The 20,597-nt window shown below is 40.5% G+C and carries 22 protein-coding genes and 5 pseudogenes; 24 read left to right on the top strand and 3 right to left on the bottom strand.

Annotated elements, in window-relative coordinates:
* Window positions 1-2: 2 nt before the first annotated feature.
* From ACMZ6Z_RS03185 to ACMZ6Z_RS03175, 3 genes are read right to left on the bottom strand one after another with little or no spacing between them, the layout of a single operon-like run.
* A complete protein-coding gene (locus ACMZ6Z_RS03185) occupies window positions 3-1,124 on the bottom strand; it encodes a DUF2800 domain-containing protein (protein ID WP_416131191.1) in 1,122 nt (373 codons plus the stop codon).
* On the bottom strand, window positions 1,117-1,440 hold the full coding sequence (locus ACMZ6Z_RS03180; protein WP_018374789.1) for a hypothetical protein: 324 nt from the start codon (window positions 1,438-1,440) through the stop codon (window positions 1,117-1,119). The genes ACMZ6Z_RS03185 and ACMZ6Z_RS03180 overlap by 8 nt, the downstream gene beginning before the upstream one ends.
* On the bottom strand, window positions 1,415-1,621 hold the full coding sequence (locus ACMZ6Z_RS03175; protein WP_416131205.1) for a hypothetical protein: 207 nt from the start codon (window positions 1,619-1,621) through the stop codon (window positions 1,415-1,417). The genes ACMZ6Z_RS03180 and ACMZ6Z_RS03175 overlap by 26 nt, the downstream gene beginning before the upstream one ends.
* 216 nt (window positions 1,622-1,837) lie before the next feature.
* Between ACMZ6Z_RS03175 and ACMZ6Z_RS03170 the strand changes: the two genes are divergently transcribed.
* The 24 genes and pseudogenes from ACMZ6Z_RS03170 to ACMZ6Z_RS03055 all read left to right on the top strand — a co-directional run bounded on the left by ACMZ6Z_RS03170 (window position 1,838) and on the right by ACMZ6Z_RS03055 (window position 20,593).
* On the top strand, window positions 1,838-4,120 hold the full coding sequence (locus ACMZ6Z_RS03170; RefSeq protein WP_416131190.1) for a phage/plasmid primase, P4 family: 2,283 nt from the start codon (window positions 1,838-1,840) through the stop codon (window positions 4,118-4,120).
* A 346-nt stretch (window positions 4,121-4,466) separates the two neighbouring features.
* On the top strand, window positions 4,467-4,748 hold the full coding sequence (locus ACMZ6Z_RS03165; protein ID WP_014638132.1) for a VRR-NUC domain-containing protein: 282 nt from the start codon (window positions 4,467-4,469) through the stop codon (window positions 4,746-4,748).
* The gene (locus ACMZ6Z_RS03160) at window positions 4,729-6,105 is read left to right on the top strand and encodes an SNF2-related protein (protein ID WP_014638131.1); all 1,377 of its coding nucleotides are present in this window, start codon (window positions 4,729-4,731) and stop codon (window positions 6,103-6,105) included. Before ACMZ6Z_RS03165 ends, ACMZ6Z_RS03160 begins: the two co-directional genes overlap by 20 nt.
* A complete protein-coding gene (locus ACMZ6Z_RS03155; RefSeq protein ID WP_014638130.1) occupies window positions 6,098-6,601 on the top strand; it encodes a hypothetical protein in 504 nt (167 codons plus the stop codon). Before ACMZ6Z_RS03160 ends, ACMZ6Z_RS03155 begins: the two co-directional genes overlap by 8 nt.
* Before the next feature lie 198 nt (window positions 6,602-6,799).
* Window positions 6,800-6,982 (top strand): DUF6900 domain-containing protein, encoded by a 183-nt coding sequence (locus tag ACMZ6Z_RS03150; RefSeq protein WP_014638129.1) that lies wholly within the window; start codon window positions 6,800-6,802, stop codon window positions 6,980-6,982.
* Window positions 6,983-7,026: 44 nt separating this feature from the next.
* The gene (gene metK, locus ACMZ6Z_RS03145) at window positions 7,027-8,064 is read left to right on the top strand and encodes a methionine adenosyltransferase (protein WP_024399320.1); all 1,038 of its coding nucleotides are present in this window, start codon (window positions 7,027-7,029) and stop codon (window positions 8,062-8,064) included.
* A 1-nt stretch (window position 8,065) separates the two neighbouring features.
* Window positions 8,066-8,431, top strand: a complete 366-nt coding sequence (locus ACMZ6Z_RS03140) for an HNH endonuclease (protein ID WP_014638127.1) — start codon at window positions 8,066-8,068, stop codon at window positions 8,429-8,431.
* 298 nt (window positions 8,432-8,729) lie between these two features.
* Window positions 8,730-9,191 carry a hypothetical protein gene (locus ACMZ6Z_RS03135; protein WP_024399321.1) on the top strand — a complete coding sequence of 154 codons (462 nt, stop codon included), beginning with the start codon at window positions 8,730-8,732 and terminating at the stop codon, window positions 9,189-9,191.
* A pseudogene (locus tag ACMZ6Z_RS03130) lies at window positions 9,163-10,041 on the top strand (ParB N-terminal domain-containing protein); the annotation flags it as partial. The gene ACMZ6Z_RS03135 and the pseudogene ACMZ6Z_RS03130, both read left to right, overlap by 29 nt.
* A gap of 111 nt (window positions 10,042-10,152) precedes the next feature.
* Window positions 10,153-10,866, top strand: a pseudogene (locus tag ACMZ6Z_RS03125) (hypothetical protein); the annotation flags it as partial.
* A gap of 27 nt (window positions 10,867-10,893) precedes the next feature.
* Window positions 10,894-11,274 (top strand): annotated as a pseudogene (locus ACMZ6Z_RS03120) (DNA-methyltransferase); the annotation flags it as partial.
* A complete protein-coding gene (locus ACMZ6Z_RS03115; protein WP_416131187.1) occupies window positions 11,271-12,551 on the top strand; it encodes a DNA cytosine methyltransferase in 1,281 nt (426 codons plus the stop codon). The pseudogene ACMZ6Z_RS03120 and the gene ACMZ6Z_RS03115, both read left to right, overlap by 4 nt.
* Window positions 12,552-12,623: 72 nt before the next feature.
* Entirely contained in the window at window positions 12,624-12,872 is a 249-nt protein-coding gene (locus ACMZ6Z_RS03110; protein ID WP_416131185.1) for a hypothetical protein, read from the top strand.
* A gap of 1 nt (window position 12,873) precedes the next feature.
* Complete coding sequence (locus ACMZ6Z_RS03105) at window positions 12,874-13,326, top strand: DUF4314 domain-containing protein (RefSeq protein WP_416131184.1); 453 nt, start codon at window positions 12,874-12,876, stop codon at window positions 13,324-13,326.
* 200 nt (window positions 13,327-13,526) lie between these two features.
* On the top strand, window positions 13,527-13,958 hold the full coding sequence (locus ACMZ6Z_RS03100) for a hypothetical protein (protein WP_416131183.1): 432 nt from the start codon (window positions 13,527-13,529) through the stop codon (window positions 13,956-13,958).
* Window positions 13,958-15,259 carry a hypothetical protein gene (locus tag ACMZ6Z_RS03095; RefSeq protein ID WP_416131182.1) on the top strand — a complete coding sequence of 434 codons (1,302 nt, stop codon included), beginning with the start codon at window positions 13,958-13,960 and terminating at the stop codon, window positions 15,257-15,259. Before ACMZ6Z_RS03100 ends, ACMZ6Z_RS03095 begins: the two co-directional genes overlap by 1 nt.
* Window positions 15,241-15,639, top strand: a complete 399-nt coding sequence (locus ACMZ6Z_RS03090) for a hypothetical protein (RefSeq protein WP_222292048.1) — start codon at window positions 15,241-15,243, stop codon at window positions 15,637-15,639. Before ACMZ6Z_RS03095 ends, ACMZ6Z_RS03090 begins: the two co-directional genes overlap by 19 nt.
* Entirely contained in the window at window positions 15,623-15,913 is a 291-nt protein-coding gene (locus ACMZ6Z_RS03085; RefSeq protein WP_044693299.1) for a hypothetical protein, read from the top strand. The genes ACMZ6Z_RS03090 and ACMZ6Z_RS03085 overlap by 17 nt, the downstream gene beginning before the upstream one ends.
* Before the next feature lie 59 nt (window positions 15,914-15,972).
* Window positions 15,973-16,446, top strand: a complete 474-nt coding sequence (locus tag ACMZ6Z_RS03080; RefSeq protein WP_416131181.1) for a phage terminase small subunit P27 family — start codon at window positions 15,973-15,975, stop codon at window positions 16,444-16,446.
* Window positions 16,443-17,785: pseudogene (locus ACMZ6Z_RS03075) on the top strand (terminase large subunit). Before ACMZ6Z_RS03080 ends, ACMZ6Z_RS03075 begins: the two are co-directional and overlap by 4 nt.
* 70 nt (window positions 17,786-17,855) lie before the next feature.
* Complete coding sequence (locus tag ACMZ6Z_RS03070; RefSeq protein WP_024418899.1) at window positions 17,856-18,113, top strand: type II toxin-antitoxin system Phd/YefM family antitoxin; 258 nt, start codon at window positions 17,856-17,858, stop codon at window positions 18,111-18,113.
* Window positions 18,110-18,481, top strand: a pseudogene (locus ACMZ6Z_RS03065) (type II toxin-antitoxin system death-on-curing family toxin). Before ACMZ6Z_RS03070 ends, ACMZ6Z_RS03065 begins: the two are co-directional and overlap by 4 nt.
* 140 nt (window positions 18,482-18,621) lie before the next feature.
* Window positions 18,622-19,905 carry a phage portal protein gene (locus tag ACMZ6Z_RS03060; protein WP_416131180.1) on the top strand — a complete coding sequence of 428 codons (1,284 nt, stop codon included), beginning with the start codon at window positions 18,622-18,624 and terminating at the stop codon, window positions 19,903-19,905.
* The gene (locus ACMZ6Z_RS03055) at window positions 19,898-20,593 is read left to right on the top strand and encodes a head maturation protease, ClpP-related (protein WP_416131179.1); all 696 of its coding nucleotides are present in this window, start codon (window positions 19,898-19,900) and stop codon (window positions 20,591-20,593) included. The genes ACMZ6Z_RS03060 and ACMZ6Z_RS03055 overlap by 8 nt, the downstream gene beginning before the upstream one ends.
* The last annotated feature ends 4 nt before the right edge of the window (window positions 20,594-20,597 follow it).

The following is a 20,597-nucleotide window of genomic DNA, read 5'->3' as shown; positions in this document are numbered from 1 at the left end:
AGTTAATCCTCTTTAAATTCATGTTTTGCTAGGTTCATCTCTTGACGGCTATCGTCAATTGGAACGAGTGTTGGTTTACCACTTGGCTTTACTATGAGACCACCAAGGAGGTCATTAAAGGTTTTCTTGCCGAGGAGTTTGGTCATGGCAGTGATAGTGAGCAGTTTCTTCTCGTAAGGGTCGAAGCCAGCTTCAATCACAGCTTGACTCACGGCAGCTTCGTCTGAAAATTTACGAACAGAGCGACCTTCAACCAGTTTGTATCCTGGGATGTGATGTCCTTCGGTCGCTTGATTTAAAGCATATGCTTTGATGTCATTTGCCCATGAAATCAACAAATCTAGTTTAGGCAAAATCTCTGCAATGTCCTCGTTATCTAGTGTTTCTGGCTTTGCAAACTCCATCTTAGCTAGTGCCAAATTATCCTCAGCACGTTTGCGACAGACATTCTTGAGTTTGCAGAATTGGCAGTGTTTACCAGACTCCATTTCTCCCTCACCTTTGAATGCAAGTTCAGCTTTTGGAGCGAGTTCATTTTCAGCCCATTCAAGCAACTCAGTCTTTTCTATCTCAAAGGTAGATATGTTATGTTTTCGTGGTTGAAAGATGGTCATGGTGACTTTATCAAAATCATAAAGCCCATCAAACATCTCAAGAGCACCGAGGGCATAACACATCATTTGTGGGTTATGGTCTGCATCAACTAGAACACCAAGTCCGTGCTTATAATCAATAACCTGAAGAAGTCCATCTGCCACAATAAGGCAATCTCCAGTTCCAAATCCTTCAGGTACCCACTTAGAAAAGTCCAGTCGTTGTTCGACAAGAACTGTAGGGTCACGAGAGTAACCTCTAGCTTTCTCGACTTGTTCCATGACATAGTTGCGATATTCTTCTGCGCAATACTGCATTTCCTCGTTGTAATATGCTAAATCCTCAGTTGGATCACGCGCATTCCTACCTAAAGCTTTCTCGACTAGATAAGCACATAACTCGTGAGCATCCGTACCTTCAAGGGCAAACTCAGAGTTTACATCTGGCATATCTTCTGTTAATCGAACAGATGGTGGGCAGTTCAACCATCGGTGTGAAGCAGATGCGGATAGAATGGCATGGTTAGTCATTACCAATCCCTCCAGCTTCTTCAAGGACTGCCGCAAAGTGTTTAGGGTCAAGAGCTGATAGAGAAGAAGCACCGTAAGTATTTAGAAGAGCGCGAACCTCATTTTTAAACCCGTCTTTAGCTTTGGTCGCAAGGGCTGCACGGACATCCTCCAATTGAATTTCCTTTTGTGGTTCAGATTTGGGTGATATTGGTTCAGGAACTGTTTCATCATCAGTAGATAGGAGTTTTTTGAACTCATCCACCAATCGAAGGTAGTACTTTGCGGTTTCTTCCATATCATGAATTAGTCTATTCAGTTCTTTCATTTTGCTCATTACTTTCTTCCTCCATAATTTTTTTAGCGAGTAGTTTTGAGATGACGCTGATAGCGATGAGAGTATCAGCTACGTCTTCATCAGGTTTGATGTATGGTCCGTTTACCATATTTGGTCCTCCTATCTTACTAAGTAAGGTTTTTATTAAATTTTCCACTTTGCAAGAGATTTTTTTAGACATACCTCTTACACATTACTAAGTAGAACCAAGTGATGTTTTTCCGTTAGATTTGAAAAAATTTTTGAATATCAAAAAAGTTTCCTGTGCAATTTAATAGGAAACTTCTATTTTTTTGAATGTTTTTTTCTGAAAGAGCGGAAAAATTTGTCAGATTCTTACTTAGTAAGTTAAGAAGATATATTTCTAAAATTACTGCAAAAATATGGAGGGTGCATAATGCAATTTACCTTATCTCATTCAGGACAGAATGGGGTTCAGACAACCACGGTCTATCCCAATCAAGTTACTATTACTGATGAAATATCGCTACAAACTGTTGCGCAATTTGACCATGTGGCAGGGCTGTTTTTAAACAATACACGCTCAAATGCAAATTTCATTAAGTCGGACGTTTTGGTCATGGATATTGATAATGACCATTCTGAAAATCCAGATGAATGGATGACGGTCGAGCGATTAAAAGAAATCTTTGCGGATTACAATTTTGCCTTGGTAACTAGTCGAAGTCATATGCAGGCAAAGGCAGGAAAAGCTCCAAGACCAAAATATCATATTTACTTCCAAATCAATGAGGTAACTGATAAAGATGTCTACGTAGCTATGAAGGAAGAACTTTGTAATCAATACAAGTTTTTTGATGATAATGCCAAGGATGCGGCACGTTTCTTCTTTGGAAATCCAAATGCACAGGTTATATGGCATGATTCATGGCTAACTATAGATGAAGATTTGTTTCAAACTGTTTCTATTGATGACGAGGAAGATTTCGATGCAGACTTCTATACTCCTCCAAGTGGACCGATCCAGCAAGGGAGTCGTAATTCAACGATGTCTGTATTTGCAGCTAAGATTGTCAAACGGTTAGGCGTGACCCAAGAAGCTAGGGATGGTTTTGATGAGCAGGCACAGAAATGTGTACCACCACTTGATAAAGCAGAGTTAGATTCCATCTGGGGTAGTGCTGTGCGATTTTACAATCGAACCATTAAGCAGTCACAAGATTATGTATCACCTGAGGCCTATAACCGAGAAGCCATGCGACCTGATGACTATACCGATATTGGTGAAGCAGGACTGTTAGCTCGTGAATATGGAGACCGAATTGCTTTTACTCGTGAGACTGACTATCTTGCTTTCAATGGGAAACACTGGGTGGAGGATGAGCAATTGGCCATGCGACAGGTTCATGTTTTCTTGGATGAGCAACTAGCAGTGGCAGATGCCAACCTAGAGGATAAGACAAAACGGCTCATCAAAACAGGTATTTCAGAGGAGCTGATTTTTAAGGGGGTTAAAGCCATTGAAAAAGCCCTTGATGGACCAAGTCAATCATTAGCCTTTAAGGAGTACAAGAAAGCATTTGACTTCCATAAATTTGTCATGAAATATCGTGATTATCGCCATCTCTCAGCTATCGTTAAAACCGCTAAACACATGGTTCGGATGAGTGTGTCTGAGTTTGATAACAATGAAATGTTGCTCAATACTCCTAAAGCCACCATTAACTTATCCCAGGGCTTAGCTGGTGTAAAAGATCATGATTCAACTGACTATATCACTAAGATGGCAACAGCTTCGCCAAGCGATAAGGGAAAAGGCTTGTGGCTAGAGACTCTAGCAACTTTCTTTTGTGGTAATCAAGAACTAATCGACTACGTTCAGATGGTGGTGGGTATGGCTGCTATCGGTAAGGTTTACCAAGAGCACCTTATTATCGCTTACGGCAGTGGGGCAAACGGCAAGTCTACCTTTTGGAATACCATTGCACGAGTGCTGGGCAACTACTCAGGCAAATTATCGGCAGATGCTCTAACCATGAGTGTCCGACGAAATGTTAGCCCTGAAATGGCAGAGTTAAAAGGAAAACGTCTTATTATTGCATCTGAGATGAGTGAGGGAATGCGGTTGAACACTTCAATGGTTAAACAACTTTGTTCGACAGATGAAATCTTAGCTGAGAAGAAGTACAAGGCACCATTTCATTTTGTGCCATCACACACGCTAGTTCTTTACACCAACCATCTACCAAAAGTAGGTGCGAACGATGATGGGATTTGGAGACGTCTGATTGTCATTCCTTTTAATGCCAAAATCACAGGTCGGTCAGATATCAAAAACTTTGCGGACTACCTGTACGAGGAAGCATCCGAGGCAATTATGTCATGGATTATTGAAGGTGCAGAGAAAGCAATCAATGCCAATTTCAAGTTAACTCTGCCAAAGGTTGTTGCTCAATCTGTGTCTGCCTATCGAGAAGCTAATGATTGGATGGGACAGTTTCTTGGTGATTGTTGTGAAATCGGCGACCAATTAACTGAGAAATCAGGAGAACTTTACTCAGCTTATCGAGCTTATTGTGCTGGTATCAATGAGTACACGCGCAGCACAACGGATTTTTACACAGCTCTTGCGAATGCTGGTTTCACCAAAAAAAGAACAAACAAGGGTGTTATGGTAAAAGGTCTACAGTTGAAATTAGATGACGATTTCCTTGATTAAATGTGTAAAGCAGTGAAAGTTGCCTCTAGCAATAGGAGGTGTTAGTGCATGTCGTGATAGTTAAGTCACAGAGCGATTATCAGAGTAGCTAAAAGTTGCTATTTTTAGTGAAGAGAAAAGTTTATACAAAACTGTCACGACTTACACTGGGGTTGAAAAGTGCATGTCGAGAATGTCACATACAAAAGTTGCCATAGGAAGATTTAAAGTGCAGGTTTAGTAGGTCTTTTCTATAACTTAGATATAAGAAAAAATAAAAAAGATAAAAGAGATATAGGAAAGTAATGTAACTGACTATCGTGAGATACACTTTTTCCTTGGCGATGTTTTGACGAGAGGATTTATTATGCGAGAAAAAATTGTAGAACAGAAGTTAGTGAGTGAAGTGAAAAAGCGTGGTGGAGTTTGTCCCAAGTGGGTATCACCATCTTTTTCTGGTGTGCCAGACAGGTTGGTGTTTTTACCAAAGGGCAAGTTTGGCTTGGTGGAAGTAAAAGCGCCTGGTGGAAAGCCACGGAAATTACAGGAAGCAAGGCATAGGCTGTTTGAGCGGTTAGGTTTTAAGGTTTATGTTCTTGACCACATTGAGATGATTGGAGATGTGCTAGATGAAATTGACATTACATAACTATCAAGTAGTCGCCAAGGACTTCATCATAAGTCACCCTAATGCAGCGGTCATCTTAGACATGGGGATGGGAAAGACAGCTACAACCTTGTCTGCGGTGAATGAGCTGATGTTTGATAGGTTTGAAGTCGCTAAGGTTTTGGTCATTGCCCCACTTCGTGTTGCAAACACGGTCTGGAGTGACGAGATTGAGCAATGGGCGGAGTTGCGTCACTTACGGTATTCGAAAATCGTGGGTACTCCCAAGCAACGAAAAGTAGCTCTTCAGAAAGATGCGGATATCTATATCGTCAATCGTGAAAACCTCCCTTGGTTGGTGGAACAATGTAGTCCCTATTTTAAGTGGGATATGGTAGTGATTGATGAATTGAGTTCTTTCAAGTCTTGGCAGTCCAAACGCTTCAAAGCTTTCATGGCAATGCGTCCTTACATGAAACGTATCGTTGGTTTGACTGGAACACCTAGTTCAAACGGACTAATGGACTTGTTCGCTGAGTTTAAAGTCATTGACGGAGGAGAACGTCTTGGTCGATTCATTGGTGAGTTTCGTAGTCGCTACTTTGAAGAAGGTCGTCGCAATGGAAACATTGTTTATGAATACATCCCTATGGATTATGCGGAGTGTCAAATTCAGGACAAGATTAGTGATATTACCATTTCCATGAAGGCTCTAGATTATCTAGATATGCCTGATTTGATTTCAACCAAGAAGCTGGTGCGTATGTCAGAAAAGGAAAAAGAAAAGTACAGTCAGTTTAAGAAAGAGTATGTTTTATCAGAGTTGGATGGATTAGAAGTAACTGCTGCCAATGCAGCAAGTCTTACGAACAAGCTAGTTCAGTTGTCCAATGGTGCTGTATATTCTGATGATCATACAGTCGTGCCGCTTCATGAACAGAAACTAGATGCCCTAGAAGATATCCTTGAATCCGCAAATGGAGAAACTGTCTTAGTGGCCTATTGGTTCAAACATGACTTGGCTCGGATTATTGGTCGTTTAGAAAAACTCAAGGTGAAGAGTCGGGTGTTGAAAACAGAAGAAGATATTCGCGAGTGGAACAAGGGAAATGTTCCAGTTGGCTTACTTCATCCAGCTGGAGCAGGTCATGGGTTGAACCTCCAAAAAGGTGGTCACCACTTGGTCTGGTTTGGATTAACGTGGTCTTTGGAATTATACCAACAAACCAATGCACGACTTTGGCGTCAAGGCCAGGAGGCTGAGACAGTTGTTATTCAACACATTGTGACTGAAGGAACGATTGATGAGGAAATCCTCAAGGCACTAGAAAACAAAGATGCACAACAAGAACGGCTGATTGCAGCTGTAAAAGCACAAGTAGGAGGGGCAGATGGATAAGGTGGATTATATTGCTAAGAACTATCAAGACATGAAAATGAAGTTACAGTTAGTTCAAGAGAAATTGCTCAACTATCGACCAATCTCAGAGGATAGTGTGATTCAGTCATTAGTATTTGAGAAGTCAGAGCAAGAAATGGTCAAGAAAAGTAAAAACCATGGTCGTAGTGAGCTGATTTCCCTTAATTTTAGAGAAAAACAAGAACAAGAGAATCAAGAGTACCTCAGTAGTTTGCTTAATACCTATTACTGCTTAAAAATGGATCTTTATTACTTTGAGTTTGTTATGGAGTTATTGCCTGAGGATTTGAAACCATTAGCTAATGATTTAATTTACTTAGGCAAGAGTTGGACTGAACTAGAAGAGATTTATGAAATCAGCCATTCAACACTTGCTTATCGTAGGCGTAAGATTCTAAAACAATTACGCAAGTGTTATCGTTGGACATCAAAAAGTCTTGAACTTAAGGTGGAAGATTATCACATTCCTATCTAGTGATGGTCGATTGCACTAAATTGGTACTAAATTAGCACTACATTAGCACTAAATTTGTACTGTTTTAGTACTGATTTTCAACCTAGACCTGTGATATACTTAAGATGTCAAAAAAGATAAAAAATACCCAGTAATGACTGGATATATCTCCTTTTTAGAGTTAATATGTACACAACAAAAGAAGAGGAGAACAATACAATGACAAAACGCCAAGAAGAAAAACTCAATGCACTTTTAACAGAGATTGCTAAAGAAGAACTACTAGTTGAAACCTTGGAAAAACGTTGGAGTGACAACCTCGATTTCTACGATGTTTCGGTTTGGGGAATCAAAAGAGCATTGGAGAGAGCCTACGAAGCAGGCCGACAATCAGTAAAATAAACCAAAGCCTAGCCCGAGGGTTGGGCTTTTTGCGTGGAGGAATTATGATTATTACTAGTGAACAAGTGTCGGTTGGACACCCAGATAAAATCTGTGACCAGATTTCAGATGCTATTGTGACGGAGTGTCTCAAGTATGACAAATCAAGTCGAGTGGCAGTTGAGACTTTAATAAAGGATAACCATGTTGTGGTAGCTGGTGAAATTTCTACTAAACATTACTTTAATCTCGAGAACATTGTTCGACAGGTTGTCGAGCCACTAGGTTTGAAGAATGTTCGGGTAACTAACCTACTTGGACTTCAGAGTTCCGATATTGCCCAAGGTGTAGACAATGGTGGAGCTGGTGACCAAGGAATGATGTTCGGTTATGCGACAGATGAAACACCTGAGTACCTGCCACTTCCTTATGTTCTAGCAACTCGAGTCCTTGAGAAACTGATGTCACTTGGTCACCCCTTACTTGGAAAGGACGCTAAAGCTCAGGTATCCTACGACTATGAGAAGAGACGGATTGATACATTTTTAGTTTCCATCCAACATACCGAAACGGCTGACCTTGACAAAGTGAAGCGAATTGTGATGGAAGCCATGATGTCGGTGGCTCATCGTTATCGTCAGAATCTAGATTTCAAAGTTCTAGTCAATCCAACTGGACGTTTTGTTCTTGGTGGCTCATTTGCGGATGCAGGAGTGACTGGACGTAAGATTGTGGCAGATACATATGGTGGTTTCGCACATCATGGTGGAGGTGCCTTCTCTGGAAAAGACCCAAGCAAGGTTGACCGCTCAGCCGCATACATGGCACGAAAGATTGCCAAGGATATTGTTCGTGAAGGCTATGCCAAACGTTGTGAAGTTCAGCTTGCCTATGCCATTGGAGTAGCAGAACCTGTGTCGGTTTACGTAGAAACCTTTGGAACCAGTCGCTACACCACACAACAACTGGAAGGAATGATTCGTGAGCGGTATGATTTAACACCAGGAGGTATCATTAAGAAACTTCATCTCTTGGATGTAGACTACACCGAGACAACTTGCTTTGGACATTTCACGAAAGACTATCTACCTTGGGAGAAGTAAAATGCCACGAAGACCAAGCATACCTTGTAAACAAAATGGTTGTCCTAACTTAGTATCATATGGTCAGAAGTATTGTGAGAACCATAAAGCAAACCACCAACTGGATTCCAAGTCAACCAAAGCCAAAGGATACAATGCCCAGTGGAACAAAGCACGACTTCGTTACTTAAAAGTTCATCCACTCTGTGTTCAATGCAAAGCCAAAGGTCGACTGACCAAGGCAACGGTCGTTGACCATATCACACCCCACCGAGGTGACCAAGAACTCTTTTGGAATCAAACCAACTGGCAAGCACTTTGTAAGTCTTGTCATGACAGAAAGACTAAGACGACTGATCGTTATGTGGAGTATTCGTATCGATTTTAGTCTTGGAGTTTCGTTACAAAAGTATCTCATTTTTCGCCCATTGGGGGAGGGGGGATAAAATCTCTAAACCCTTGGGAGACTAAGACCGACGCCCCCTCAAACGTGCAATTTCGCAAAATTCGCAAGTGGGTACATTTAAATCGCTCAATTATTACGTTTGTTCCCACCGTTATCACGTTTCTAATGTGGGGATGTAGCGTTCCCTAGTATGTCATTTTGGTAATAAAATAGTGAAAAAGGCTAGAAACAATGTAGAAAATAGTTGTTTTTAGTCCTTTTTTGCTGGAAAGGAAAACAAATGGACGAAAGTCAACGCAAACAAATCTGGAAAATGCGAGCAGAAGGTCTTGGCTATGGCTTAATCGGTAAGGCTACAGGACTATCTAGAGATTCTGTTAAAAAATACTGTAAACGAAATCCAGCATTGCTTGGTCATGGAGCGGCGACAAAGCAAATGGCAAAAGCCGACCAGATTGATGGACTCCGTTGCCCTCAGTGTTATCAAACACTTAAAATTCATAAAGTAGGAAGACCAAAGAAGTTCTGTTCGGATAAGTGTCGTAAGGTTTGGTGGACAACACATTCTGACGAACACGATAAATCAAAAACCGCATATGAAGATTTGACTTGCCAGCAATGTGGCAGGTCATTTTTATCTTATGCCAATCCAAATAGGAAATTTTGTAGCCATTCGTGTTACATTCAATCACGCTTTTATAAAGGAGAAACCAATGACAAGCCAACCAACAATGGAAATTAGAGAAATTCGATTGTCTGAATTACACCCAGCCTCCTACAATCCTCGAAAAAAACTTAAAAAGGGTGATAAGGAGTATGAAAAGATTAAGCAAAGTCTACTCAAGTTTGGCTACGTTGACCCCATCATCGTCAATAAAGACTTGACGGTAATTGGTGGCCATCAACGATTAACTGTATTGAAGGACTTAGACTATGAAACCGCCAAATGTGTCATTGTCGATTTATCTAAAGAAGATGAAAAGGCACTGAACATTGCCCTTAACAAAATCACCGGTCAATGGGACGACCAACTTTTGGCGGACTTGCTTTTGGATTTACAGGAATCGGATTTCAATCTCGACCTGACTGGTTTTGAACCACCAGAAATTGACGATATCCTGTCGAATGTTCATGATAAAGACCTATCAGATGATGACTTTGATGTTGAAGAGGAATTGAAGAAACCCACCTTTTCAAAACGAGGGGACATTTGGCAACTTGGTAAGCATCGAGTGATTTGTGGAGACTCTACGAAAGCTGAAACTTATGACCAACTTTTAGGTGATAAAAAGGCAAATTTGGTTGTGACAGACCCTCCCTATAATGTTGATGTAGAAGAAACAGCTGGAAAGATTCTCAATGACAATATGCCTGATAGTGACTTTTACCAGTTTCTTTTTGATATGTTCACTCAAGTAGAAAAACATATGGAGTCTGATGGTTCAATCTATGTATTCCATGCGGATACAGAAGGACTGAACTTCCGAAAGGCATTTAAAGAGGCGGGATTCTACCTCAGTGGGTGTTGCATTTGGAAGAAGAACTCCTTAGTTCTTGGACGTAGTCCCTATCAGTGGCAACATGAACCATGTCAGCCAGCAGGTACGATTGTTCAAACTATAAATGGTCCCGTTCCAATAGAAGACTTAAAGGATGGTGATAGGGTCATTAGTTACAATTCCTATTCAGGAACAATTCTGGGGATGCGTAATGGTGGCTATGAGATAAAAACAGCTTCTCGATATTATAATGGCACCTTATACGGTATAAAAATTGGAAATAAAATAACGTGGGCTACGGATAACCATCAGTTTTCGGTTCGTTTTAATGAATCAACAAAAAACAATTATTGTACCTATCTTATGCGTAAAGGAGACCGTTGGCGTGTAGGGATTACTGAACTCTATAACTCGAGGGGATTTGGTTTGAAAACGAGACTTCGTGGAGAGAAAGGTGAAGAGGCTTGGGTCATTGATGTATTTGATGATAAAGTAACAGCCCAGTGCCACGAACAGTTATTAGCCCTCAAGTACGGTATTCCTTATACTCATTGGGAAATGGATAGAGGACTTCCAAAGAAAGAAACTCAACGCACATCTCATCATGTCGATATGATTTATGATAACTTGGATAGCCAAATTCAATTAGATAATGCTAGACGTTTGCTTGTTGACTATGGTCGAAATATCAAATACCCACTCATTCACAAAGGAAATGGACATGAGGCATTTAGTAAACGAGTAACTGCTCGCATCAATGCTTGTAATCTGATCCCTCAAATTATGCAAGTTCCAATTCCAAAAACTTATGAAAAGGAAACGAGAGAAAATTTTTACTGGGGCGTAATTGATGAGGTTCTTACAAAAGGATTCAGTGGACCTGTTTATTCTCTTGCTGTTGAAAAATATGAACATTATATTGCAGATGGAATTGTTACTCATAACTGTCTTTATGGCTGGAAACAAAAGGGAAAACATCAATGGTTCAGTGACCGTAAACAAACAACCATTTGGGAATATGACCGTCCAAAATCTAGTAAAGACCACCCAACGATGAAACCAATTCCGCTCATGGCCTATCCTATTCAAAATTCATCGATGCGAGGAACGCTTGTCCTAGATCCATTTCTTGGTTCTGGTTCAACCCTAATGGCTGCAGACCAAACTGGAAGGGTTTGTTACGGCATTGAGTTGGATGAGAAGTTTGTGGATGTCATTGTCAAACGTTTTATAGAGTCAACAGGAAATGACAACGTGACGGTATTGCGTGATGGCCAGACTTTGACCTTTGATGAAGCCTATTCAATGATGGAGGAGACGGTATGACCTTAACTTTTCTTGATTTCTTTGCAGGAGTGGGTGGTTTTCGTCGTGGTTTGGAATTAGCTGGTTTCAAATGTATCGGTTACTGTGAAAAGGATAAATTTGCAAGAAAATCTTACGAAGCAATGTACGACACGAAAGGAGAATGGTTTCATGACGACATCACAAGCATTGACCAAACACAACTTCCAAAAGCAGATCTCTGGTGTGCGGGAAGCCCTTGTCAAAATGTGTCTATCGCAGGAAAGCGAGCAGGCCTATACGGTGAGCGAAGTGGACTATTTTTTACATTTGTTGACATCCTCCAAAGCCAAGAGGAAGAAGATAAACCCGAGTGGATACTCCTTGAAAATGTTAAGGGACTTTTATCAAGTGGCGGGGGACGAGATTATCTCGACTATCTCTCTATCTTGGATGAAGCAGGGTACGACCTCGAGTGGCAAGTGTTCAATTCAAAAGACTACGGAGTTCCCCAAAATCGAGAACGCATCTACACTCTCGGACATCTTAGAAGCAGAGGTCGACGAAAAGTACTACCTATCAGCGGAGAAAGCGGTAGCCATCTTAAGCAACTTGTAGGTGGCATGCAAAGCTATCGTGTCTATGACCCGAGTGGAATTGCTACAACTCTTGTTGGTGAGGGTGGAGGACTGGGTGCTAAGACAGGTCTTTATCTTATTGACCAATCTTTGACAGAACCAAAGTTGACAGATGAGGCACGATGTATCACCGCACGATATACTGCTGGAGCTACAAAGCGGACTGCGATGAATTCTGGAGTACTCGAAATTCAACCCATTCTGACACCAAATCGAATCAACAAGCGGCAAAATGGACGTAGGATCAAGGAACAGGATGAGCCAATGTTCACATTGACCTCTCAAGACCGCCATGGCGTTCTTGAAGGTATCAAGGTCAGAAATGGTACAAAGCAAGGTTATCAAGTTGCAGAGGTTGGAGATTCGGTGGATTTATCTTATCCCAACTCTCCAACGAGACGAGCAAGAGTTGGGAAAGGAATCGCCCATAACCTCTCCTGTGGTGGTCAAATGGGCGCTGTGGTTTGGAATGATCGAGTTGTAAAAATCAGACGCTTAACCCCTCGAGAATGTTTTCGACTACAAGGTTTTTCGGATGATTTATTCGAGAAAGCCCAGGCAGTAAACTCCGATGCCCAACTGTATAAACAAGCTGGAAATGGAGTGACGGTAACAGTTGTCTATGCCATTGGATGTGCCATTCTAGCAAGCGAAGAATTATCGAAAATATCATCAAAATAATCGAGAAATGACTGGATATATGTTTCCTTTAGAGTTAATATGTACACAACAAAGGAAGAGGAGAACAAAACTATGACACCAACACTTGAAAAACTTTACGAAATCTATCCAGCAACGGAAAGCATCATTCCTTACAAAGATTGGGTCATCGTTGCATCGAATGGATATAAAGGAACAGAAGTTGAGATTTATGAAATCGTTGATAGCCTTGAAGAATTTGAATTATTTGAATGCCGACTTAACCGCATATACAAGGAATCAATAATTGTTACGGATCTTGGTCACGCTGTCAAGTGGGCATTCGATATGTTTGGAGAATAACATGGACACAAAAATTTTCAATAACCTAAAGACAATCTATCCGGTTGGTACAAAGGTTAGATTAGTAAAACTGGATGATCCACATCCAGTTCCTAAAGGAACACTTGGTACAGTTATTGGAGTGGATGACATTGGCTCACTCTTAGTTAAGTGGGAAAATGGCAGTTGCCTGAATGTTTTATATGGAATAGACCAAGTTGTTATTGTAGAACCTCAGAAGGTGGCCTTTATCCGAGTGATTTATGACTATCTGATTCATGGTTATAATGGGTTTGTCTTTGATAGTGGAAAACAGCCAGTTCCCTTAACCCATGAAGAGGTGATTGCTTTAATGACTCGAAAAGATGCAAAAGAAGAGATTGATGTGTATGTGGACGAGTGTTCTTATTTTCATCTCGAACCAAGCCTTCAGTTAACGATTGAGGAGATTGAGCGAGTGATTCGGCAAGAATAATCAACGAAGTTTTTTAATTTAATAAAAAACTAAGATAATGCTCTCAATTCAGTGTAAATAGTGTATCGGAGGCTCATATGACACGTAAGCATTTATTGACGATGAGTATGTTAACAGAAACATAGAGAGTAATAAGGACTTAAAAATTATTACTACACTTTAAAAATAATGTATAATAGAAGTACAAGGAGGTCTATCAGATGAAACGACTGATTAGTATTGTAGCTAGTATTTTAGTAGTGGGGGGATTAGTGATGTTTTTTAGTTTGAATGGTGATAAGCAACTGAGTAAAGAAGAACAACGTAACCGTGAGTATGAAGTGAGCCTAGTTAAGGCCTTGAAAAATAGTTATCGAGATATTGAAGAAATTCGTCTCAGTGAGCCGTATTATTCTGAAAAGCCAAGATCATGGTCTTGCACTGTTAATATTATTTTTGAAGATGATCAATCAATCACATATGGAATCAATCATAATTTGACATACGATAAAAATTTCGACGGAATAATGTATAGTGATAAAGATGAGGAGATTGATGCATTATGGAAGTTTTTGAATTCTAGAAGAGGTCAGACACAAGCAGAAAATAAAGTAAGAATAATATTTTCTAATGGAGAGAGTGGAGTTGAATAATGACATTTGAGTATACTGATGAACAACTAAACAAATTGAATTGGGATAAAAATGTTTATAGTGTCAATAAGGATTTTTCAAATCGTAACAAGACGAAGCAAATAGTCAAGGAACCTAATAACTCTGACCAAAAAAATATCATTGAGATTAGTTCTCAACAATTTCAAGTCGTTGATACAAAAGTTGATTCAAAGACTGGCTTCGATGGTATGGCAGTGGCGCCTATAGTTAACGGTAAACCTGATTATAACAGCGTAGCGGTGATTGTGGCTGGTACTGATCCAAATGCAAAGGATATTGGAATATCTCGTATTCATGTAGATCCAATAGGGAATTTAAAAGTTTCAGAATATAAAACATCACGTGATTTAATAACAGCTGGTATCGCTACTTTTTCCAAATCTGGTTCACCACAATATAGTGTTTTAGATGGCTGGATAGATGAGCTACAAAATAAAGAAGACTACAATATTATTAAACTATCAGGTTATAGTCAAGGGTCCTATGTCATAAAAGCAGGAGCTAAGTATGGTATTCCAACAACGACGTTCAATGCGTGGTTTCGGTATAGTTCTTTAACAGTAGAAGAGCAGGAGTTTATCCGAACACATCCTGAATTATTTATTGATTATCGTAGAAGAAAAGACAGTGTGGTAGCTTGGAATGATAGTAATGATCCATATATTACAGGATATGATGATAGTTTTGGCACAATTCGCTGGTTAGATGGAGATGATCATGATATAAAGGCGTGGGAAGATGATCTTGATTCAAAGACTGGCCGAGTTATAGATCCGAAGACGGGTAGGCCTCTTGTTGAAACTACGATTAGTGCTCTTCAATCCCATTTTTGGGCGATGCAATCTTTTAAAGGACTCCAATCTAAATGGTCGACTAATAATTTTAGTTTCGGAGAGGAAGAACAGTTCCTTGATGTTGCTCAAAGTTATGTGATTGGTAAATCCATGGCTGATGCGGCTAAGGCAGGTTTGGATGAACTGACCTCTCTCAAGACCAAGGCGGACGCTGAGGTAGAATCTATTTGGACCAAGGTTGATTTTTCTATCTACTCTGAGTTGTCAGCTTGGGAAGTCAGAGATATCTTTGCTTCATATGGTGTGACTCACCAAGAAATTGTTAGTGACTTTCATGATTATACGCAGAAAAAAGTCAAGAAGATGGAAAAACTGTCTACGGCATTTGATACCTTAAAAACCAAGCTAGATGAGGCTGTTGAGTCAAAGAAAGCTTTAGATGGTAAATTGGCAGGAGAGTTTAGCGCATGGCACGAGAGTCTGTAGAAGAACGAACACTTATTATCCGTCAAAAAGAGCGTGAATTGATGGAAAAAGAAGAAGGTTATTATCGTCATAAGCGACTACTGGAAGAACGCTCGGTTGATTTAGACGACCGTCGCCGTCGACTCTCTCATTTACTGGAACAGGAGAGAGAAAAGATGAGCTTGCTTCTGAATCGCTATCAAGCTCATCCTGATGAAGCCAGTGATTTTTATCGAGACCTTCAAGGATTAGAAGAGGCATCAGAACAGGTCTATAGGCAATCGATTCAAAACTTAGAGGAAGAAAAGCAAGCGGCAATGCGTCGTTTCCATTTAGAAAAAGATCAACTAGAGACAGAATTACAAGGTTTGAGGAGGGAAGAAGATGACGACACTAACTAGTTACTATACACAAGATGATAGTGATGCGGAATTGCGTGAGCTTATTCGCTCATTGCAAAAGCGTGCTGCCCATGTCCAAGCCAGTTTGATTCGTGGTGATTATAAAAAGGTCAAAAAACAGTTTAAGGCAGATGGCAAGGATATTGTTTTGAACACACAGACGGCTTTGAACACTATCAATTCTCAGATTGATACAGCTATTAGAGGTCAAGCAGGGACGGCACTCCAACAAACCGTTGAGGAGACTCTGCCAAAGTATGAGGATGTTTTTTAATAATAGGTATGAGGCTTCAAAATTGAGGCCTTTTCTTTTGTCCTAAAGGAGGTGAGTATGTGGCACAAAGAGGACGCAAACCAAAACCAACACCTCTAAAGCTCTTAGAGGGAAACCCAGGCAAACGCCCTCTGCCACAGGGGGAGGTTAGACCAGTCTCAAAAGCCCCACGTTGCCCACAGTGGCTTGAAGATGATGCAAAGAAGGAGTGGAAACGGATGGGAAAAATTCTCGAACAAATGGGAATTTTAACAGAAATGGACATGACTGCATTTGCAGGATATTGTCAAGCTTACGCACGCTGGAAAGAGGCAGAAGAGTTCCTTTCCAAGCATGGCTCCATTATCAAAACTCCTAATGGCTATCTCCAACAAGTCCTTCAAGTCTCTATCAGCCAGACCAACCTCAAAATCATGCTTAAATTTTGTGAACAATTTGGTTTGACACCTTCAGCCCGTAACCGTCTAGCAACGATGGATACGGAAGTTGGTACTGGTGATGAAATGGAAGATTTGTTAGGAGGAATTTTATGAGCTATCATTATGAACCAAGTCCATTCATGCTTCCAACCTCACACTATGATAAGGCAAAGGCTGATAGGGCAGTAACATTTATCAATAACCTCTCCCACACCAAAGGCAAGTGGGCAGGAAAGCGATTTGATTTGTTGCCGTGGCAGGAACAGATTGTCCGTGACTTATTTGGAATTGTCAAGGAAGATGGCAATCGCCAATTCCTAACAGCCTACATAGAAATTCCAAAGAAGAATGGTAAGTCTGAGCTAGCAGCGGCTATCGCTCTTTATCTACTATATGCGGATAATGAAGCCAGTGCGGAAGTTTATGGTGCGGCTTGTGACCGAAACCAAGCGTCAATCGTGTTTGATGTGGCCAAGCAGATGGTGCAGATGAGTAGCCCCTTGGATACGAGTTGCATTCCAAAGCATTGGATATTCTGAATGGTAGAAAGAAGGATACGTCATTCTATCCAGTGGTTTATGGATTATCCGATGAAGATGATTGGAATGATGAAGCAAACTGGAGAAGAGCCAACCCTTCACTAGGGCATACTATTGGTATTGACCGTGTTAGAGAAGCCTACCAACAGGCACTTGATAACCCAGCAGAAGAAAATGTCTTTAAGCAGCTTCGTCTAAATATGTGGACAAGTTCCAGCGTGGCTTGGATTCCTGAACATGTCTATGCCAAGGGAAATGATCCTATACAATATGAAAGCCTCAAGGGTCGTAGTTGTTATGCAGGTTTAGACCTTTCTAGTACGTCAGATATAACAGCTTTAGTCTTGGTATTTCCTCCTAGATTCGAAGAGGAAAATTATATCGTACTGCCTTACTTTTGGCTACCTGAGGATACACTGGAACTGAGATGTCGACGTGACCATGTTCTATATGATGTTTGGGAGCGTCAGGGCTACATCAAAACTACAGAGGGTAATGTTGTTCACTACGGTTTTATCGAAAAATTTATTGAAGACTTGTCAGAAATTTATCATATCAAGGAGATAGCCTATGACCGTTGGAATGCGACACAGATGGTTCAGAATCTAGAAGGGATGGGCTTGACCATGGTGCCTTTCGGTCAGGGATACAAGGATATGAGTCCACCATCAAAGGAACTTTATAAACTTATGATGGAAGGCAAGATTCAACATGGTGGGCATCCAGTTCTGAAATGGATGGGACAAAACGTAGTCATGAGACAAGACCCTGCTGGTAATATCAAGCCTGATAAGGAAAAGTCAGTCGAGAAGATTGACGGTATTGTAGCACTCATTATGGGACTGGACCGTTGTATTCGTCATCAAATCGATGAAGGAAGTGTGTATGATGAACGTGGTATTTTAAGTTTTTAGGATGAAAATAACCTAAATAGGTTGAATATATCCTAAAAAGTGGTAGAATAGAGAAAAGGAGGATATTACCATGCAAATCAATATTGAAAACTTAGTCTCTATTTCTGAAGCAAATCAAAACTTTTCTAAGGTAGCTCGTATGGTCGATACGAATGGTACTGCAGTAATTTTGAAAAATAACACCCCAAAGTATGTATTAGTGGACTATCAGAGTCTAATTAAAGAGGAACAGGCAAGCCCTACGGTTGTTGAACAATCAACTTTGGATGAAGTTGCGACTTCGGTTTTATCACGCCATCTTGATGCATTTAAGGAATTGGCAAAATGAAAGTATTAACTGTTGAACAGGTTATTGAATTACACACTAGGTTAATTCAAGCTACTGGGGGTTTAGATGGTGTTAGGGATGTTGGTTTAATAGAATCTTCACTATCTTCAGCTTTTAGTACTTATTTTGGTGTTGAGAAGTATCCAAGTATTGAAGAAAAGGCTGCTAGACTTTGTTATTCGCTAGTTAATAATCATGCCTACCTTGATGGGAACAAGTGAATTGGAGTTTTTGTCATGATTATTTTCCTAGAATTAAATGGCATTGTGTTAAATCAGACTGATGATGAAGTAGTGAAGCTAGGACTTGGAGTAGCTTCATCAGAATTAGATTATGATGCAATTTTAGAATACATTCGGAATCATTAAAACTTTTCTTATTGAGGATATAACTTCAAGAAAGTGATAGAACATGGTATCTTCTTGAAGAAGGAGAGATGAAAACCATCTAAGAATAAACGATAAGCACTTCAATCGAGGTGCTTTTTTCGTACTCAAAAGGAGGAACTATGGGACTACTAGATTTACTGGGACGTAAGCGTGCTAGAGATAAACCACGAAATAGTTATGAAGGTCAGGATTTTTCATATCTGTTTGGACGAACGAGCAGTGGGGAGAATGTGGATGAGTTTAAAGCTATGCAGACGACTGCTGTTTATGCTTGTGTCCGTATCTTAGCTGAAGCGGTAGCTTCACTACCCATTCATGTTTATGAGAGAACGGCAACTGGTAAGGAGAAAAAGGTGGAACATCCCCTTTATTTTCTCTTGCATGATGAACCTAACCCTGAGATGTCATCCTTTATCTTTAGAGAAACCTTGATGACCCATCTATTGATATGGGGCAATGCCTATGTCCAGATTATCCGAGATAGGAGTGGACAAATTATCAGTCTTTACCCACTTTTACCAGATAAGATGTCTGTTCATCGAGACGAGAGTGGTAAGCTCTATTACAAATACAAGCGTCAGTCAGAAGAAAATCCTAACTTTAAGGAAAAGGGTGATGCTATTTTGAAAGCAGAAGATGTTCTCCATGTTCCAGGTCTGGGATTTGATGGATTGATTGGCTATTCTCCAATTGCCCTTGCAAAAAATGCTATTGGTATGACTTTGGCTACGGAAAACTATGGGGCATCATTCTTTAAAAATGGTGCAAATCCTGGTGGCGTTTTGGAACACCCAGGTATTCTCAAAGATCCCAAACGAGTGAGAGATTCATGGAATGCAGTCTACAATGGGGTAACCAGTGCCCATAAAGTGGCAGTTCTTGAGGAAGGGATGAAATACACTCAAGTAGGCATTCCACCTGAAGAAGCCCAGTTTCTCCAAACTAGAAAATTCCAAATTAATGAAATTGCAAGGCTCTACCGCATTCCACCTCATATGGTTGGCGATTTGGAGAAATCCTCATTTTCAAACATTGAGCAACAATCTCTAGAATTTGTTAAATATACCTTAGACCCTTGGGTAGTTCGTCTCGAACAGGCTTTCAAGAGGTCTCTTCTTTTACCCGAAGAAAAGAAAACCTACTTTGTGAAGTTTAATGTGGATGGTCTTCTTCGTGGTGATTATCAGAGTCGAATGAATGGCTATGCGATTGGGAGACAAAATGGCTGGCTATCGACAAATGATATACGTGAACTTGAGGACTTAAACCTCCTCTCAGATGAGGAAGGAGGTAATCTCTACTTGATAAATGGAAACATGACGAAATTGAAGGATGCGGGTTGCTTTATGAAACAAGCACCGGTAGAACAAGAAACTCAATCTGAGGAGGATACGGATGCATAAGTTTTGGAATTTTACAGAAGATGATAGTGGTCGCACACTTCGAATAGAAGGACAGATTGCTGATGAGACGTGGTTTGGCGATGAAGTCACGCCACAAGTATTTAAAAATGATTTACATGCAGGAAACGGAGACATCACCCTCTGGATTAATAGTCCAGGGGGTGATATTTTTGCGGCGGCTCAAATCTATAACATGCTGATGGATTACAAAGGTGATGTCCATGTAGTGATTGATGGTTTAGCCGCAAGTGCTGCTAGTGTCATTGCCATGGCAGGTACAACGGTTTCTATGAGTCCTGTTGCCATGATGATGATTCACAACCCTTGGACTGTGGCACAAGGTGAAGCCAAGGACATGCAGAAGGTCATTGAAATGTTGGGAGAAATTAAGGAATCCATTATCAATGCCTATGAACTAAGAACGGGACTGTCAAGAACCAAGCTTTCGCATCTAATGGATTCAGAGTCTTGGTTCAATGCCAAAAAGGCTGTTGAACTGGGCTTTGCGGACAAGATTCTCTTTGACAAACAAGGGGAACATGGAATGGATATTGAGAGTTATTCTTTTAGTCGAACTGCTGCCCAACAAGATTTACTTGTAAAAATGCAGGCGAAACTTGAAGTCCAACAACCAAAGAATACAATCCCTATCAATCAGTTGGAAAAACGATTGAATTTGCTCAAATAACGAA

Origin of the sequence: Streptococcus pluranimalium (genome assembly GCF_047785705.1) — a bacterium.
Taxonomy (GTDB): Bacteria; Bacillota; Bacilli; order Lactobacillales; family Streptococcaceae; genus Streptococcus; species Streptococcus pluranimalium_A.
The sequence above is the reverse complement of the archived record's forward strand: the minus strand, read 5'-3'. Positions and strand labels throughout refer to the sequence as shown.